Source organism: Streptomyces sp. NPDC040589, from assembly GCF_055594445.1.
This window is the reverse complement of sequence record NZ_JBVIWP010000002.1, coordinates 691,169-706,418: the sequence shown is the minus strand read 5'-3', so window position 1 is coordinate 706,418 and position 15,250 is coordinate 691,169. Positions and strand designations below refer to the sequence as shown.

Sequence of the window (15,250 nt, the reverse complement as noted above, 5' to 3'; positions counted from 1 at the left end):
TTCGTTGCCGGGTCACTCGGTCCCCCTAGCCAGCTGGTCGGCGGCCGGGGTCGGCCCGCCGCCCTTGTAGGTGACCCGCCACAGGGCCGACTTGGAGTCCGAGGTGAAGAAGCCGCGGCCGTAGTCGAGGACGTACAGCGCACCGTCCGGACCGAACTTCCAGTCCATGAGGTTCTTGATGCCGTCGTTGCCGATCGGCACGATCTTCTTCAGCGACTCCGAGTGCACCGGCAGACCGCCGTCGCCCTGCGTCTTCGGGTCCATGAGCACCGCGTTGCGCGGCTGGTCGGCGTCGTAGAAGTCACCGACGAACCACTTGCCGTCCCAGTAGGCGGGCCACTTGGCCGCGCTCGTGCTGCCGGTGTCGTACCGGTAGACCGGCCCGTTCATCGCGGCCTGGCCGCCGCCCTTCAGCCAGGGCAGCCGGTACGTCGCCTCCTCCGGCTTGTACGAGGGGACGCCGTTCGCGTCCCTCGGGTAGTCCGGCGCGCCGCCCTGCGGCGAGTACCAGATGTTGTTGCCGGTGACGGGCGGCAGATTGACCAGGCCGTCGTTGTTCGGCGACTCGTTCTTCGGGCGGTCGCAGTCGTACCAGCCCAGCGGCTTGGACGGGTCCGGCAGATTGCGGTCGCGGTAGGGCTGCTTGTTGCCCATGCAGTACGGCCAGCCGCGGTTGCCCGCCTTGGTGATGGCGGCGAAGGTGTCGTACTTGGCCGGACCCCAGGTGGTCGAGGGCGCGCTCGCGTCCGGACCGACCCAGCCGGCGTAGAGCACATCGGTCGACTTGTCGACGAAGATACGGGCGGGGTTCCTGACCCCCATCACATAGATCTCGCCGCGGGTCTTGCCGCCGCCCTCGTCGGTCTCCTTCCCGGTGAAGAGGTTGCCCTCGGGAAGCGTGAACGTCCCGTCCGGCTCCGGGTGGATGCGAAGGATCTTGCCGTTGAGGTTGTTGGTGTTGCCGGCGGTGCGGCGCGCGTCCGCGAAGGAGACGCCCTTGTAGTTCGGCTGCGGGTTGTTGCCCGAGTAACCGGAGCTGAACCCGCTGGAGTTGTTGTCACCGGTGGCGATGTACAGATTGCCCTTCGAGTCCCAGGCCATCCCGCCGCCCGAGTGGCAGCAACTGTGAATCTGCACCGGCCACTTCAGCAGCACCTTCTCACTGGCCAGGTCCAGCTTGTTCGTGGCCTGGTCGAGTGTGAAGCGCGAGACGCGCCGCTCGGCCATGCGGGTGTCACGGTTGATCTGCGAGTGCGGCGTGTAGTGCAGATACACCCAGCCGTTCGTCGCGAAACCCGGGTCCAGCTCGATGCCGAGCAGCCCCTCCTCGACCTTGATCAGCTCGTCGCCGCCGCCCTTGTTGCCGAAGACGGTGAGCGCACCGGCGAGCGTGACCTGCTTGGTCTTCGGGTCGTAGACGTGGATCTCGCCCTTGCCCTTGCCTATGTCGGGGTTGTTCCAGTCCGTGACCACCGGCTGCGAGGAGTCGGCGCCGCCCCGGCCGATGTAGAACACCCGGCCGTCGGGCGCGGTGACCAGCCCGTGTGGTTCGCCGATCTGGTCGTTCTGCCCCGGCTGGTTGGGCTTGGTCAGCCGTTCCGCCTGGTAGTTGGCGTTGATGGTCGCCTTGCAGTCGGCCTGCTCCAGCCGGGTCGTCCACATCAGCGCGCCGCGCAGATGGGCACGGAAGTCGGTCTCGTCGTACGACGACACCGTGCCGCCCATGCCGGTGTAGAAGGAGCGGCCGCCGTCGTAGTCACGGCACCAGCTGACCGGATGATCCCAGCCGTTGGCGCCCGTCCCGGGCTGGTAGCTCGACTCCCGTACCCGGGCCACCGTATGGACCTCACCCGACGGGTTCTTCGCCCAGTTCAGCCACTTGTCGGGGTGCTTCCACTGCACCGGCAGGTCCTTGGTGGCCGGGTGCCGGCGGTCTCCGACCTCGACGGTCGCCCGCTGCGCGGCCGAGGGGCTCGACGCCGCCGGGCGGGCTCCCACCAGTCCGGTGAACCAGTCGGAGTACGGCTCCGCGCGCGCCGCGTCATGGAGGCCGACGAAACCGCCGCCGGCCTCCATGTACGCCTCCAGGCCCGCCTCCTGCTCCGCGTCGAGGACATCGCCCCCGCCGGTCAGGAACACGATCGCGTTGAAGCGGCCGAGCCTCGTCTCGTTGGTGAACACCGAGGCGTCGCCGGTGGCTTCGACCTTGAAACGGCGGTTCGCCGGGCCCGAGAGCCCGATCGCCTCGATGGCCTCGATCCCGGCGTTCACGACCGGGGACTCCTCCCCGGCCGCGGCGGAGCCGTGGAAGAGCAGCACCTTTACATTCGCGCCGCCCGGCGGCGACTTGATCGACATCGTTGTCAGCGGGGGTTCCGGATACGGCCTCGCGTTCGCGGCCGGCCCCGACAGCAGCCCGGCGGTCACGACTCCGGCGGCCACGGAGGCCGCCCAGACACGTCTTCCCTTGCTCAACCCTCGTAAGTGCATGGGCACCTCCTCGGTCACAGCAACACCGCCAAGGAAGCTAAACCCCTTTGCTCGGCTCGCCAATACCTATGACCGGGATGGCTCCAACTTTGTCTTGAGTGTGGATAAACGGGAGTGCGGCCGGTACCGTCGCACAGGTTCATCACAGGTACGCCTCTGCAAAAGCCTTACCAGGGTGGGGAGTTCCGCATGGACAGACGCAGCTTCAACCGGCGGGTCCTGCTGGGCGGCGCGGCCGTCGCGACATCGTTGTCGGTGGCGCCGGAGGCCGTGAGCGTCGACGGACCGGCGAAGACGGCACCCGCCGGAGGCGAGGTGAAGCGCATCAAGCTGTACGCCGAGAAGCTCGCCGACGGCCAGATGGGCTACGGACTGGAGAAGGGCAAGGCGAGCGTCCCCGGCCCGCTGATCGAGCTCAACGAGGGCGACACCCTGCACATCGAGTTCGAGAACACCATGGACGTCGCGGTGAGTCTGCACGTCCACGGCCTGGACTACGAGATCACCAGCGACGGCACGAAGATGAACCGCAGCCATGTCGAACCGGGCGGCACCCGCACCTACACCTGGCGCACCCACGCCCCCGGCCGCCGCAAGGACGGCACCTGGCGGGCGGGCAGCGCGGGCTACTGGCACTACCACGACCATGTCGTCGGCACCGAACACGGCACGCAGGGGCTCCAGAAGGGCCTCTACGGCCCGGTGATCGTCCGCCGCAAGGGCGATGTCCTGCCGGACCGGACGCACACGGTCGTCTTCAACGACATGCGCATCAACAACAGGCCGCCGCACTCCGGGCCGAACTTCGAGGCCACGGTGGGTGATCGCGTCGAGTTCATCGTGATCACGCACGGCGAGTTCTACCACACGTTCCATATGCACGGTCACCGCTGGGCGGACAACCGCACCGGCATGCTGACCGGCCCCGACGACCCCAGCCAGGTCATCGACAACAAGATCACGGGCCCGGCCGACTCCTTCGGCTTCCAGGTGATCGCGGGGGAGGGGGTCGGCGCCGGGGCCTGGATGTACCACTGCCATGTGCAGAGCCACTCCGACATGGGGATGGTGGGCCTGTTCCTCGTGAAGAAGCCGGACGGGACGATTCCCGGGTACGAGCCGCACGAGCACGGGGGCGAACAGCCGGGGCACGAGCACTGACCGACGGTCGGCCGGCCGCTCCCGGGCAGGCACGAGAGCGCTCTCACCACGCCGCGTCCCCGGGGCTATCCTGATCCGCAACCGCAGATGAGGAGCCCCGAAGTGACCGACACCGCGCCGCGTCCCACGCTGGAGGCCGTGGCCGCCCGGGCCGGTGTCTCGCGGGCCACCGTCTCGCGTGTGGTCAACGGCGGGGACGGGGTGCGGGATGTTCTCGTGGAGCGGGTCCGCAAGGCCGTGGACGAACTCGGGTACGTGCCCAACCAGGCCGCCCGCTCCCTGGTGACCCGGCGGCACGACGCGATCGCGGTCGTCGTGGCCGAGCCCGAGACCCGGGTCTTCGCCGACCCGTTCTTCGCGCTCCAGCTGCGCGGCATCAGCAAGGAGCTGACGGCCCACGACAACCAGCTCGTCCTGCTGCTCACGGAGGGCCGGGACGATCACGCCCGGGTCGGCCGGTACCTGGCCGGCGGACATGTCGACGGGGCCCTCGTCTTCTCCCTGCACCTCCACGACCCGCTGCCGGAGCTGATCCAGCGGGCCGGTGTCCCCACCGTCTTCGGCGGCCGGCCCGGCTGGAGCGGCGACCGGCAGGGCGTGGTGTACGTCGACAGCGACAACCGCGGCGGCGCCCGCGACGCCGTCCGCCACCTGGCCGGCCTCGGCCGCACCCGGATCGCGCACATCACCGGCGCACTCGACCAGACCTCGGCGGCGGACCGGCTCGACGGCTACCGGGACGTCATGGTCGACGCCGACCCGCGGCTGATCGCCGAGGCCGACTTCACCCCGGCCGGGGGCGAGCGCGCGATGCGCGAGCTCCTCGACCGCTGCCCGGACGTGGACGCGGTGTTCGCCGCCAACGACCTCACGGCCTCCGGTGCCCTGCGCGTCCTGCGCGAGTCCGGCCGCCGTGTCCCCGACGACATCGCCGTGATCGGCTTCGACGACATGCTGCCCGTCGCGGAACAGACCGACCCGCCCCTCACGACGGTCCGTCAGGACATCGAGGAGATGGGCCGCCTGATGGCCCGCCTGCTGCTGCGTGAACTCGACCGCGGCACCTCGCACGCGGCCTCGGACGGGGCCGCCGGCGACACGCCCTCCAGCGTGGTCCTGCCGACGACGCTGGTCCGGCGCGCGTCCGCGTAGCCGGTCGGTGCCGTTCAGGGGGGAGGCCGCCCCGGCCGTTGTGCGGCAGCCGAGCCGGGAGGCGGGGTGGGCTGGGCAGGGCCTCACCACGCGGGGAGGCGGGGCGGCAGCCCGGGCAGGACCGCACCACGCTGGGAGGGGGCGGTCCAGGGCGGTGGGAACCGTGCCAGGACGAGGGTTGGTTGAGGTCCGGCCGGCACCGCGCCGGGAGGCGGGGCGGTCCAGGGCGGTGGGAACCGTGCCAGGACGAGGGCCGGCCCAGGTCCGGCCGGCACCGCGCCGGGAGGCGGGGCGGTCCAGGGCGGCTGGAACCGTGCCAGGACGAGGGTCGGCCCAGGCTCAGCCGGCACCGCGCCGGCAGGCGGAGCCGCCCCGGCCGGCCGGCACCACGCCAGGGCCCGGCGGGTCGGCCCCAGCGCACGCCGGTATCACGCCAGGAGTCGGCCTCAGGCCGCCTGTGGCTCGCTGCGGATCACCGCGAAGCGCGCCCCGTACGGGTCCGCGAGCTTGGCGAGGCGGCCGGCGCCCGGCAGGTCCGTGGCGGGCAGGCGGATCGTGCCGCCCCGCTCCTGGGCCCGGGCGACGAGGGCGTCCGGGTCGGTGACCTCGAAGTACGGCAGCCAGTACGCCTCCTCCTCGACCGGGTCGTCGGCCAGCGGCACCACGCCGCCGAACATGGCGTCCTCGGGCTCTCCGGCGGGGACGAAGGTGGTGTAGGCGCCGCCGGGGAACTCGACGCCGAAGGTCTCCAGGCCGAGCACGGAGTGGTAGAAGGCGGCCGAGGCGGGGACGTCCGCCGTGTACAGCTCCACCCAGCACAGCGAGCCGTGCTCCTGGACGACGTCCAGGCCCTTGTTACGCCCCGGCTGCCACAGGCCGAACGACACCCCCGCCCGGTCGGCGAGGATCGCCATGCGGCCCAGGTCCAGCACGTCCATGGGCTGCGTCAGCACCGAGCCGCGCGCCTGCCCGGCCGCCTTCGCCGTGGCGTCCGCGTCCGGGGCCTGGAAGTACACCGTCCAGGAGGGCGGGCCCTGCTCCGGCGTGGTCTGCATGCCACCGGCGGCGGTTCTTCCGCCGAGCTGGAAGAGACCGTACCCCCCGACCTCGGGGTCGCCCGGCTGGAACCGCCAGCCGAACAGGTCCCCGTAGAAGGCGGCGGCACCGTCGATGTCGGGTGTGCCGAGATCGATCCAGTTCGGAGCGCCGGTGACATATCGGGTGGTGAGCATGGCCGCCCTCCTCGCACAGGGTCCCGTCGTCTCTCTGCCGAGTCTCGCACCGCCCACTGACAGGCGCCGCCGGAGCACCTCCGGGGCGTGGTGCGCGACGTTCCCGCGCGCCGCCGTGCGTCGGCTCGTCGAAGAGGTGATGATCGGAGTGGCCGGGGGCATGAACGCGGTGTTGATCCCGCGTTGATCGAACGTTTTTCGCCGACCGCAACGCTTCTGGCCATGCACATCGACACCATCACCTCGCCCGAACTCGCCTGGCAGCAGGAAGCGTTGTGTGCGCAGACCGGGGCGGACTTCTTCTTCCCCGAACCGGGCAGTTCGGTGCGGGAGGCGAAGCGGATCTGCGGCCTGTGCCCGATCCGCGCGGCGTGCCTCGAGTACGCACTGGACAACGACGAGCGTTTTGGCGTCTGGGGCGGCCTGTCGGAGAAGGAACGGCTGGAGCTGCGGCGCAGGTCGAGCTAGGTCCTGTCGCACGCCGAGCCCCTTGGCGGGGTGTCCTGCCAAGGGGCTCGGGTGTGTGGCTGTCTACAGGGCTACAGGGTCAGGCGCCGGCCGCCCGGGCCGCCATGCGGGCCTTGCGTGCGGCCAGCTTCTCGTCGAACTTCGACGCCTCGGAGTCCAGGCCGCCCATGAACAGGCCGAGTTCCTCCTGCGCCTTGAGGCCCTCGGGGCCCAGGCCGTCGATCTCCATGATCTTCAGGAAGCGCAGCACGGGCTGGAGCACGTCGTCGTGGTGGATGCGCATGTTGTAGACCTCGCCGATCGCCATCTGCGCGGCGGCCCGCTCGAAGCCGGGGATGCCGTGACCGGGCATCCGGAAGTTCACGACCACGTCCCGCACCGCCTGCATCGTCAGGTCGGGCGCGAGCTCGAACGCCGCCTTGAGCAGGTTGCGGTAGAAGACCATGTGCAGGTTCTCGTCGGTCGCGATGCGGGCCAGCATGCGGTCGCAGACCGGGTCACCGGACTGGTGGCCGGTGTTGCGGTGCGAGATGCGGGTCGCCAGCTCCTGGAAGGCGACGTAGGCGACCGAGTGCAGCATCGAGTGCCGGTTGTCCGACTCGAAGCCCTCGCTCATGTGGGACATGCGGAACTGCTCCAGCTTGTCCGGGTCCACGGCGCGCGAGGTGAGCAGGTAGTCCCGCATCACGATGCCGTGCCGGCCCTCCTCCGCCGTCCAGCGGTGCACCCAGGTGCCCCAGGCGCCGTCACGGCCGAAGAGCGAGGCGATCTCGTGGTGGTAGCTGGGGAGGTTGTCCTCGGTCAGAAGATTGACGATGAGCGCGATGCGGCCGATCTCGGTGACCTGGGACTGCTCCTTCTCCCACGCCTCGCCGTCCTCGAAGAGGCCGGGGAAGTTGCGCCCGTCGCTCCACGGCACGTACTCGTGCGGCATCCAGTCCTTGGCGACCTGCAGATGCCGGTTGAGCTCCTTCTCGACCACTTCCTCCAGCGCGTACAGCAACTGAGCGTCGGTCCAGGCGCCGGCGGGGCTGCCGAGATGGGGAGTGGCAATCGTCATGGACTCTCCAGGGGACATACGTACGAGCGGTGAGCGGTAACTTACGGAATCGTAGGCTACGTTTCCGTAGGTTACGATGCCGTAGGTTAAGGGCGCTGTAAAGGCCGCTGATCAGCGGGTCGCTCGTGGGCCCGGCGACGTCCCCGGACCCGCAGGTCGAGGGCCGGAAGGGTGAGGAGTCGGGACGGTCAGGCGTACAGCTCCCGCAGCCGCACCGAGAGGCATGTCACACATCCCTCGAGCTTCTCGAACTCGCTGATGTCCACGACGACCGGTTCGTACCCGAGATCCGAGAACAGCTCCGCGGTCTTCGGCGCGCTCGCCGCCATCAGAAGTTTGTCACCGCCGAGCAGGACCACGTGCGCGCCGGCCTCCTCGGGCACCGGCAGGAAACGCGCGAACAGCGACGGCGTGTCCATCTTCGGGATGTGCCCGATGACCGTGCCGTCCGGCAGCGCCGTGACCGCCGACTTCAGGTGCAGCACCTTGCTCACCGGTACGGCGACGACCCGCGCGCCCAGCGGCTCGAACGCGGCGCGCAGCTGCTGGACCCCGGCGGCGTTGGTGCGCCCGCCCCGGCCCACGTACACGGTGTCGCCGATCTTCAGGACGTCGCCGCCCTCCAGGGTGCCCGGCTCCCAGATCCAGTTCACCGAGCAGCCCAGACCGGCCACGGCCTCCTCGACCCCGGCGGTCTCCGCACGCCGGGACTCGGCGCCCGGGCGCGCGATCAGCGCCACGTTCCGGTACATCACGACCGTGTCCTCGACGAACACCGAGTCCGGGCAGTCGTCGGCCGGATCCACCTCGATGGTGTCCCAGCCGTGCGCGCGCAGGGCCGTCACGTACGCATCCCACTGCTCGACCGCGAGGTCGGCGTCGACCCTCTCCCGCTCGATGTGCGTCACCAGCCCCTCGGCAAGACGTGGGCTGGGGCGGCGGACGAGGGCCTTCTTGCTGGGCACGAGCGTGACTCCGTATCGGATGGGACGTGTCGGGACCGCACCGACGGGGCCTCCGGGATCGACCGGAACGCGTCGGGCGTCAGCCGACCATGATGCAGGGCGATCCCACGAGAGGACACCCCCGGGCCCGGCCGGCTCCCGGGCCGGGAGCCGGCATCCACCGCTGCCCCGGGACTCACCCCACCGGCCTGGCTCCCCCCGGGGCGCTTCGCTGTGCCGGTGTCGTCGCACCGTCGGCCCGCTCCGGCCCGGCGGGGCGCAGGCACTCGATCAGGTAGTCGCCGGTGTCGGGGTCGCGGGTGACTCCATGGGTCTCGCTGCCGAAGCCGGGGAAGCGGCGGTCGAAGGACTCCAGGGCGCGGAGGTAGCCCAGGAGGGGGCCGTCCGGGGCTCCGACGCTCTCGCCCGGCATGAGTACGGGGATTCCGGGCGGCGTCACCGTGACCATCGCGGCGGCCACGCGTCCGGGCGCGTCGGCCAGCCGGATCCGTTCCGTCCCGCCGCGGATCAGGCGCTGGTAGCACAGCTGGGGCGGGGCGACCGGCTCCGGGAGCTGCTGGAAGGCGGTGTCGAGGAGCTCGACCAGGCGGACCTCGCGCAGCTGGTCGTGCATCTCCTGGCAGAGTTCGCGCAGAGTCCGCCCGGAGTAGCGCCGCGGGTGCTCGGCGACCAGCGCGGGCAGCACACGGTCGAGCGGCGCGTCACCGTCGTAGAGATCCTTGAAGTCCATCAGGGCGTCCAGCAGCGTGCCCCACTTGCCCTTGGTGATGCCCATGGAGAACAGCACGAGCGTGGTGTAGCTGTCGGTCTTCTCCACGACGATGCCGCGCGTGCCCAGATACGCGGTGAGCACCCGGGCGGGGATGCCCCAGTCGGCCATGTCGCCCCTCGCGTCGATCCCGGGGCAGGTCAGGGTGACCTTGATCGGGTCGAGCATGCAGTAGCCGTCGGTCAGCCCGGGAAAGCCGTGCCAGTCCGCGCCGGGCTCCAGATGCCAGCAGGACGGCTCGGTCCGCAGCAGGTCCGCCGGCGCCTCGTCGAAGGGCAGGCGTGTGCCGCTCTCCGGATCGGTCACCTCACCGGGCTGCCACACGCCGAAGAACCAGGACGGCCGGTCCCCGGCGGCCTCGATCCGCCGTCCGAGCCGCACCATCTCCTGGCGGAACCGGACCGCCTCGGTCACCGCCTCGTCGACCAGCCACTGTCCCTGCGGACCGTCCATCATCGCCGTGGCCACGTCCAGCGAGGCGATCATCGGGTAGAGCGGTGACGTGGTGCCGTGCATCATCAGCGCCTCGTTGAACCGATCGTGTTCCACCGGCGCCCGGGGTGCGGGCCTGACGTGCACCATGGCGCTCTGCGACAGCGCCGCCAGCAGCTTGTGGGTCGACTGCGTCGCGAAGACCGTGGGCCGGTCGGGGCCGGGGAAGGTCTCCTGGTCCACCGACATGCCGTAGCGCCCCGCGTAGAGGGGGTGGAAGCGGGCGTAGGCGAACCACGCCTCGTCGAAGTGCAGCCGTGGCGTGCCGGCGGCGAAGGCCCGGGCCGCCGCCACCGCGTCGTAACACAGGCCGTCGTACGTGGAGTTCGTGAACACCGCGTACTGGGCGCGCGACGACACCGCGTCCGCCGTCAGCGGGCTCGCGGCGATCCGCGCCGCCACCGAGTCCGCCGAGATCTCCGCCGGGGGCAGCGGGCCCGCGAGGCCGTAGCCGTTGCGGGTGGGGATCAGGTACACCGGCCGGGCACCGGAGACGACCAGGCCGTGCAGGACCGACTTGTGGCAGTTGCGGTCCACCAGGGCGATCTCGTCGCGGGTCACGCTGAAGTGGCCGACCAGACGGTTGCAGGTGGAGTCGCCGTGCAGCACGAAGTACGTGTGCTCGGAGCCGAAGACCCGTGCGGCGTTGCGCTCCGCCTCGCCGATCGGCCCGGTGTGCTCGAAGAGCGAGCCGAGCTCCTCGACCGAGATCGACAGGTCGCTGCGCAGCAGCCGCTCCCCGAAGTAGTCGTGGAACGCCCGGCCCACGGGCGACTTCAGGAAGGCGACACCCCCGGAGTGTGCCGGGGTGTGCCACGAGTACTCGTGGGCGTCGTCGAAGCGGCGCAGCGCCTTGAAGAACGGCGGGAGCAGAGCGTCCTGGTAGGCGCGAGCGGCGGTGGTGATCCGCCCCGCGATGAACGCCGGCGTGTCCTCCAGCGGCCACACGTAGCCCACGACCGACTGCGACACCCACAGCGGCAGGTCACGCAGCTCCTCGCCCGCCATGACCAGGAACACCGGCAGGTTCTGGAAGCGGCGCCCGATCCGGCGCAGTACCGCCGCACCGCCCGGTTCTTTCTCGGCCCCCGGCCCGGGCGGCAGATCCCAGGCGACCATCGCGGCGGCGAGCCCCGCCTCGGTCCTGAGCACCGCCTCGGCATCGGCGACGCCCACCACCCACCGCACCTGTAAGCCGCGCGCCCGGATCGCCTCGGCGATCCTCGCCAACTGCCCGGCGGCCACGCCCCCGTCCTCGGGATGCTCCGCGACCGCGACCAGGACCGTGCTGTCGGCCATGTGGTTCCCCTCCCTCGGCGGCCCGCGCCGCCCCCACCCCCAGTCTTCGCGGGCCCGCACGCGTGATCGGCCGGCCGAGCGCCAAACCACCCCATCGGTCCACGGCGCGGACCGCGGCTTGACGTGTCAACGCCCCGGATCGACCTCCGGAGTGACGCCCGCCGCACACTGCACCGCCCGCCTCAGGTGCTCCCCGGTGAACGAACCCTCCGCCTCCAGGAGCTGCCGCGGCGTGCCCTCGAAGACGATCTCGCCGCCGCCCCTGCCGCCGTCCGGGCCGAGGTCGATCACCCAATCGGCGCGGGCGACGACGTCCAGGTTGTGCTCGACGACGATGACCGTGTTGCCCGTGTCGACCAGCCGGTCCAGCAGGGCGACGAGTCCCTCCACGTCCGCCATGTGCAGGCCGGTCGTCGGTTCGTCGAGCACGTAGACCGCGCCCGTCCGGTGCAGCCGCGTGGCCAGCTTGATGCGCTGCCGCTCACCTCCGGAGAGCGTGGAGAGGGGCTGGCCGAGCGTCAGATACGTCAGCCCGACGTCCCGCAGGGCGCGCAGCCGGCGCCGTACGCCCGTGTCGTCGAAGAAGTCGAGCGCCTGCTCGGCCGTCATCTCCAGGACGTCGGCGATGGAACGGCCCCGCAGGGTGAGCCGCAGCACCTCGTCCCGGAAGCGCCGCCCCTCGCAGTCGTGGCAGGTCGTCGTCACCGGGTCCATGAAGGCGAGGTCGGTGTAGATGATGCCCCGGCCCTCACAGGTGCCGCAGGCGCCGGTCGAGTTGAAGCTGAAGAAGCCCGCCTCGGCCCCGGTCTCGCGGGCGAAGATCTTCCGTACCGTGTCCATGATCCCCAGATACGTCGCGGGAGTGGACCGGCCCGAGATCCCGATCGACGACTGGTCGACGACCACGGCCTCGTCGTGGGCGGCGGTGAACTCCGCGACCAGGGTGCTCTTTCCCGACCCGGCGACCCCGGTCACCGCCGTGAGCACACCGGCCGGGAACCGTACGGTGACGTCCCGCAGGTTGTGCCGGTCGGCGCCCTTGACCCACAGGTCGCCGACGGGCTCGCGCACCTCGCCCTTGACCGTCGTACGGGTACGCAGACAGCGGCCGGTGAGCGTGCCGGACGCGGCCAGCTCGTCCGGCGTGCCCTCGAACACCACCGTGCCGCCCCCGGTACCGGCCCCCGGCCCCATGTCCACCACATGGTCGGCCAGCGCGATCACGTCCGGGTCGTGCTCGACGACCAGCACGGTGTTGCCCTTGTCGCGCAGCCGCAGCAGCAGATCCCCGAGGCGGCCCACATCGCGCGGGTGCAGTCCGACGCTCGGCTCGTCGAAGATGTACGTCATCCCGGACAGGCTGGAGCCGAGGTGCCGCACCGTCTTCAGCCGCTGCCCCTCCCCGCCGCTGAGCGTCGCCGTCTCCCGGTCGAGGCTGAGGTAGCCGAGCCCGATGGTCTCGATCCGCTCCAGCGCGGCCACCGCCGCCCCCGCGACCACCCCGGCCACCGGGTCGTCGATCTCCTTCAGGACGGCGATGAGGTCGGTGACCTGCATCCGTGCGCAGTCGGCGATGGACCGGCCGTCGATCCGGGTCGCGAGCGCCGACGCGTTGAGCCGGGCACCCCGGCAGGCCGGGCAGGCGCCCTCCACCAGGAACTCCCGGACCAGGTCGCGGGTCTTCTGGCTCATGGCCGACAGGTCCCGCTTCAGGTACAGCCGCTCGAAGCGGTCGGCCAGCCCCTCGTACTCGGTGGTCCAGTTGCCGCCGGTGCCGTTGACGGTGACCTTGCTGCCGGGCCGCCCGCGCATCAGGAACTCCCGCTCGGCGGCCGTGAACCGCCCCACCGGCTTGTCCGGGTCCAGGTCGGCGCTGTTCGTGTACGTCTGCCCCTGCCAGGTCCCGGCGGCGAACGGCGGGAAGCGGACCGCCCCTCCGGCGAGGGAGCGGTCCGGGTCCACGATGCGGTCCCAGTCGGGCCGGACCGTACGGCCGAGGCCGTCGCAGTCCGGGCACATGCCCGACGGGTCGTTGAACGAGTACGCCGTCGCCGGCCCGGCGCTCGGGGTGCCGTGCCTCGAGAACAGCACCCGGATCACCGAGTAGACGTCCGTCATGGTGCCGACCGTCGACCGGGAGTGGCCGCCGACCGGCCGCTGGTCGACGACGATCGCGGGGGAGAGGTCCTCGAGACCGTCCGCGTGCGGCCGCTCGTACTTGGGCAGCCGATTGCGGACGAACCACGGATACGTCTCGTTCAGCTGGCGCTGCGACTCCACCGCGATCGTGTCGAACACGACGGACGACTTCCCCGACCCCGAAACGCCGGTGAACACGGTCAGCCGGCCTTTCGGGATGCGGAGGGTGACGTCCTTGAGGTTGTTCTCGCGTGCTCCGGTCAAGGTGATGACATCGTGCGTGAAGTCGGTCATGCCGCCGACGCTAGGCGGAATACCCGACAGCCTCTGGCGTGATTTCCTTCAGTTCTCCGTCCTCCAGCCGCAGCCAGCGGGTGATGCCGATCGACTCCAGGAACGGCAGGTCGTGACTGGCCACGATCAGCGCCCCCTCGTAGGACTCCAGGGCCGTGGTCAGCTGCCGCACGCTCGCCATGTCGAGGTTGTTGGTCGGCTCGTCGAGCATGAGGAGCTGCGGCGCGGGCTCCGCCAGCATCAGCGCGGCCAGCGCCGCCCTGAAGCGCTCGCCGCCGGACAGTGTCGCCGCCTTCTGGTCGGCCCGGGCGCCCCGGAACAGGAAGCGGGCCAGCCGCGCCCGGATCCGGTTGTTGGTGGCGTCCGGCGCGAACCGGGCCACGTTCTCGGCGACGGTCAGCTCCCCGTCGAGAACGTCGAGCCGCTGTGGCAGGAACCGCAGCGGCACATGTGTCCGCATGTCGCCCGACTCCGGATCCAGCTCGCCGGTGATCGTGCGCAGCAGCGTGGTCTTGCCCGAGCCGTTGCGCCCGATCAGCGCGACCCGCTCCGGACCGCGCAGATCGAAGCCGCCCTCCACACGGGCGCCGTACCGGAGCCCGAGATCCTGGAGGGTGAGGACGGTACGCCCCGGCGGCACGGCCGTGTACGGCAGGTCGACACGGATCTCGTCGTCGTCCCGTACGGCCTCCACCGCCTCGTCGAGCCGCTCCCTGGCCTCGGCGAGCCTCTCCTCGTGCATGATGCGGTGCTTGCCCGCGGACTCCTGCGCCGCGCGCTTGCGCGCCCCCATGACGATCTTCGGCTCGCGCTTCTGTTCGAACATCTTCTGTCCGTACCGCTTGCGGCGGGCCAGCTTGACCTGGGCGTCGGCCAGTTCACGCTTCTGTTTGCGGAAGTCGGACTCGGCCACGCGCACCATGCGCTCGGCCGCTTCCTGTTCGACCGCCAGGGCCTCCTCGTAGTCGGAGAAGTTGCCCCCGTACCAGGTGATCTCGCCGGAGCGCAGATCGGCGATCTGGTCCACGAGGTCCAGGAGTTCACGGTCGTGGCTGACGACCACCATCACACCCGGCCAGGACTGGACGGCCGCGTACAGCCGCCTGCGCGCGTACAGGTCGAGGTTGTTGGTCGGCTCGTCCAGCAGCAGTACGTCGGGCCGGCGCAGCAGCAGCGCGGCCAGTCGCAGCAGGACCGACTCGCCGCCCGAGACCTCGCCGATGGTGCGGTCCAAATCGACGTGTCCGAGCCCGAGTTCGCCCAGGGTGGCCAGGGCACGCTCCTCGACGTCCCAGTCGTCGCCGACGGTCTCGAAGTGCGCCTCGGCCACGTCGCCCGCCTCGATGGCGTGCAGCGCGGCCCGCTGTGCGGCGATGCCGAGCGTCTGGTCGACGCGCAGGGTGGTGTCGAGCGTGACGTTCTGCGGGAGGTAGCCGACCTCGCCGGCCACGCGGACCGTGCCGTCGGCCGGCGCGAGCTCACCGGCGATCAGCTTCAACAGGGTCGATTTCCCTGACCCGTTGACGCCGACCAGGCCGGTCCGGCCCGGGCCGAACGCGACGTCCAGGCCCTCGAAGACGGGGGAGCCGTCGGGCCAGGTGAAGGAGAGGGACGTGACAGTGATGGAAGTAGGCATGCGGGCCTCTTTCGCGGTTGCTTGATGCGGTCAGGGGCAAACGCGTATCGAGACACCTGCGACCAGGGAGGAGGGACTCCACGGGCATGAGAA

The 15,250-nt window shown here is 70.8% G+C and carries 10 protein-coding genes; 3 read left to right on the top strand and 7 right to left on the bottom strand.

Going from position 1 to position 15,250, the window contains the following annotated elements; all coding sequences use genetic code 11:
• Positions 1-12: 12 nt before the first annotated feature.
• Positions 13-2,490 carry a ThuA domain-containing protein gene (locus tag ACZ58V_RS10185; protein WP_468184347.1) on the bottom strand — a complete coding sequence of 826 codons (2,478 nt, stop codon included), beginning with the start codon at positions 2,488-2,490 and terminating at the stop codon, positions 13-15.
• 189 nt (positions 2,491-2,679) lie between these two features.
• Between ACZ58V_RS10185 and ACZ58V_RS10180 the strand changes: the two genes are divergently transcribed.
• Positions 2,680-3,651: a multicopper oxidase domain-containing protein gene (locus ACZ58V_RS10180; RefSeq protein WP_468184349.1), complete on the top strand. Its 972-nt coding sequence runs from the start codon at positions 2,680-2,682 to the stop codon at positions 3,649-3,651.
• Between the two features lie 102 nt (positions 3,652-3,753).
• Positions 3,754-4,803: a LacI family DNA-binding transcriptional regulator gene (locus ACZ58V_RS10175; RefSeq protein WP_468184351.1), complete on the top strand. Its 1,050-nt coding sequence runs from the start codon at positions 3,754-3,756 to the stop codon at positions 4,801-4,803.
• Positions 4,804-5,249: 446 nt separating this feature from the next.
• Here the strand turns inward: ACZ58V_RS10175 and ACZ58V_RS10170 are convergent, their stop codons facing one another.
• Positions 5,250-6,035 (bottom strand): VOC family protein, encoded by a 786-nt coding sequence (locus tag ACZ58V_RS10170; RefSeq protein WP_468184353.1) that lies wholly within the window; start codon positions 6,033-6,035, stop codon positions 5,250-5,252.
• A gap of 222 nt (positions 6,036-6,257) precedes the next feature.
• Here ACZ58V_RS10170 and ACZ58V_RS10165 point away from each other — a divergent pair, with 222 nt between their 5' ends.
• Complete coding sequence (locus ACZ58V_RS10165) at positions 6,258-6,503, top strand: WhiB family transcriptional regulator (protein WP_184590142.1); 246 nt, start codon at positions 6,258-6,260, stop codon at positions 6,501-6,503.
• A 79-nt stretch (positions 6,504-6,582) separates the two neighbouring features.
• Here the strand turns inward: ACZ58V_RS10165 and ACZ58V_RS10160 are convergent, their stop codons facing one another.
• The 5 genes from ACZ58V_RS10160 to ACZ58V_RS10140 all read right to left on the bottom strand — a co-directional run bounded on the left by ACZ58V_RS10160 (position 6,583) and on the right by ACZ58V_RS10140 (position 15,157).
• Positions 6,583-7,563: an acyl-ACP desaturase gene (locus ACZ58V_RS10160; RefSeq protein ID WP_468184358.1), complete on the bottom strand. Its 981-nt coding sequence runs from the start codon at positions 7,561-7,563 to the stop codon at positions 6,583-6,585.
• Positions 7,564-7,751: 188 nt separating this feature from the next.
• Complete coding sequence (gene ddaH / locus ACZ58V_RS10155) at positions 7,752-8,528, bottom strand: dimethylargininase (protein ID WP_471289410.1); 777 nt, start codon at positions 8,526-8,528, stop codon at positions 7,752-7,754.
• Between the two features lie 175 nt (positions 8,529-8,703).
• Positions 8,704-11,088, bottom strand: coding sequence for an Orn/Lys/Arg family decarboxylase (locus tag ACZ58V_RS10150; RefSeq protein WP_471289409.1), 2,385 nt, complete (start codon positions 11,086-11,088; stop codon positions 8,704-8,706).
• Between the two features lie 126 nt (positions 11,089-11,214).
• Positions 11,215-13,521 (bottom strand): ATP-binding cassette domain-containing protein, encoded by a 2,307-nt coding sequence (locus tag ACZ58V_RS10145; RefSeq protein WP_471289407.1) that lies wholly within the window; start codon positions 13,519-13,521, stop codon positions 11,215-11,217.
• Positions 13,522-13,531: 10 nt separating this feature from the next.
• Positions 13,532-15,157, bottom strand: coding sequence for an ABC-F family ATP-binding cassette domain-containing protein (locus ACZ58V_RS10140; protein WP_471289404.1), 1,626 nt, complete (start codon positions 15,155-15,157; stop codon positions 13,532-13,534).
• Positions 15,158-15,250 lie beyond the last annotated feature (93 nt).

Coding starts and splice junctions, on each gene's coding strand:
- ACZ58V_RS10170 (WP_468184353.1), bottom strand. CDS start 6,035: ATGCTCACCACCCGATATGTCACCGGCGCTCCGAACTGGATCGATCTC.
- ACZ58V_RS10145 (WP_471289407.1), bottom strand. CDS start 13,521: ATGACCGACTTCACGCACGATGTCATCACCTTGACCGGAGCACGCGAG.
- ACZ58V_RS10150 (WP_471289409.1), bottom strand. CDS start 11,088: ATGGCCGACAGCACGGTCCTGGTCGCGGTCGCGGAGCATCCCGAGGAC.
- ACZ58V_RS10180 (WP_468184349.1), top strand. CDS start 2,680: ATGGACAGACGCAGCTTCAACCGGCGGGTCCTGCTGGGCGGCGCGGCC.
- ACZ58V_RS10160 (WP_468184358.1), bottom strand. CDS start 7,563: ATGACGATTGCCACTCCCCATCTCGGCAGCCCCGCCGGCGCCTGGACC.
- ACZ58V_RS10185 (WP_468184347.1), bottom strand. CDS start 2,490: ATGCACTTACGAGGGTTGAGCAAGGGAAGACGTGTCTGGGCGGCCTCC.
- ACZ58V_RS10140 (WP_471289404.1), bottom strand. CDS start 15,157: ATGCCTACTTCCATCACTGTCACGTCCCTCTCCTTCACCTGGCCCGAC.
- ACZ58V_RS10165 (WP_184590142.1), top strand. CDS start 6,258: ATGCACATCGACACCATCACCTCGCCCGAACTCGCCTGGCAGCAGGAA.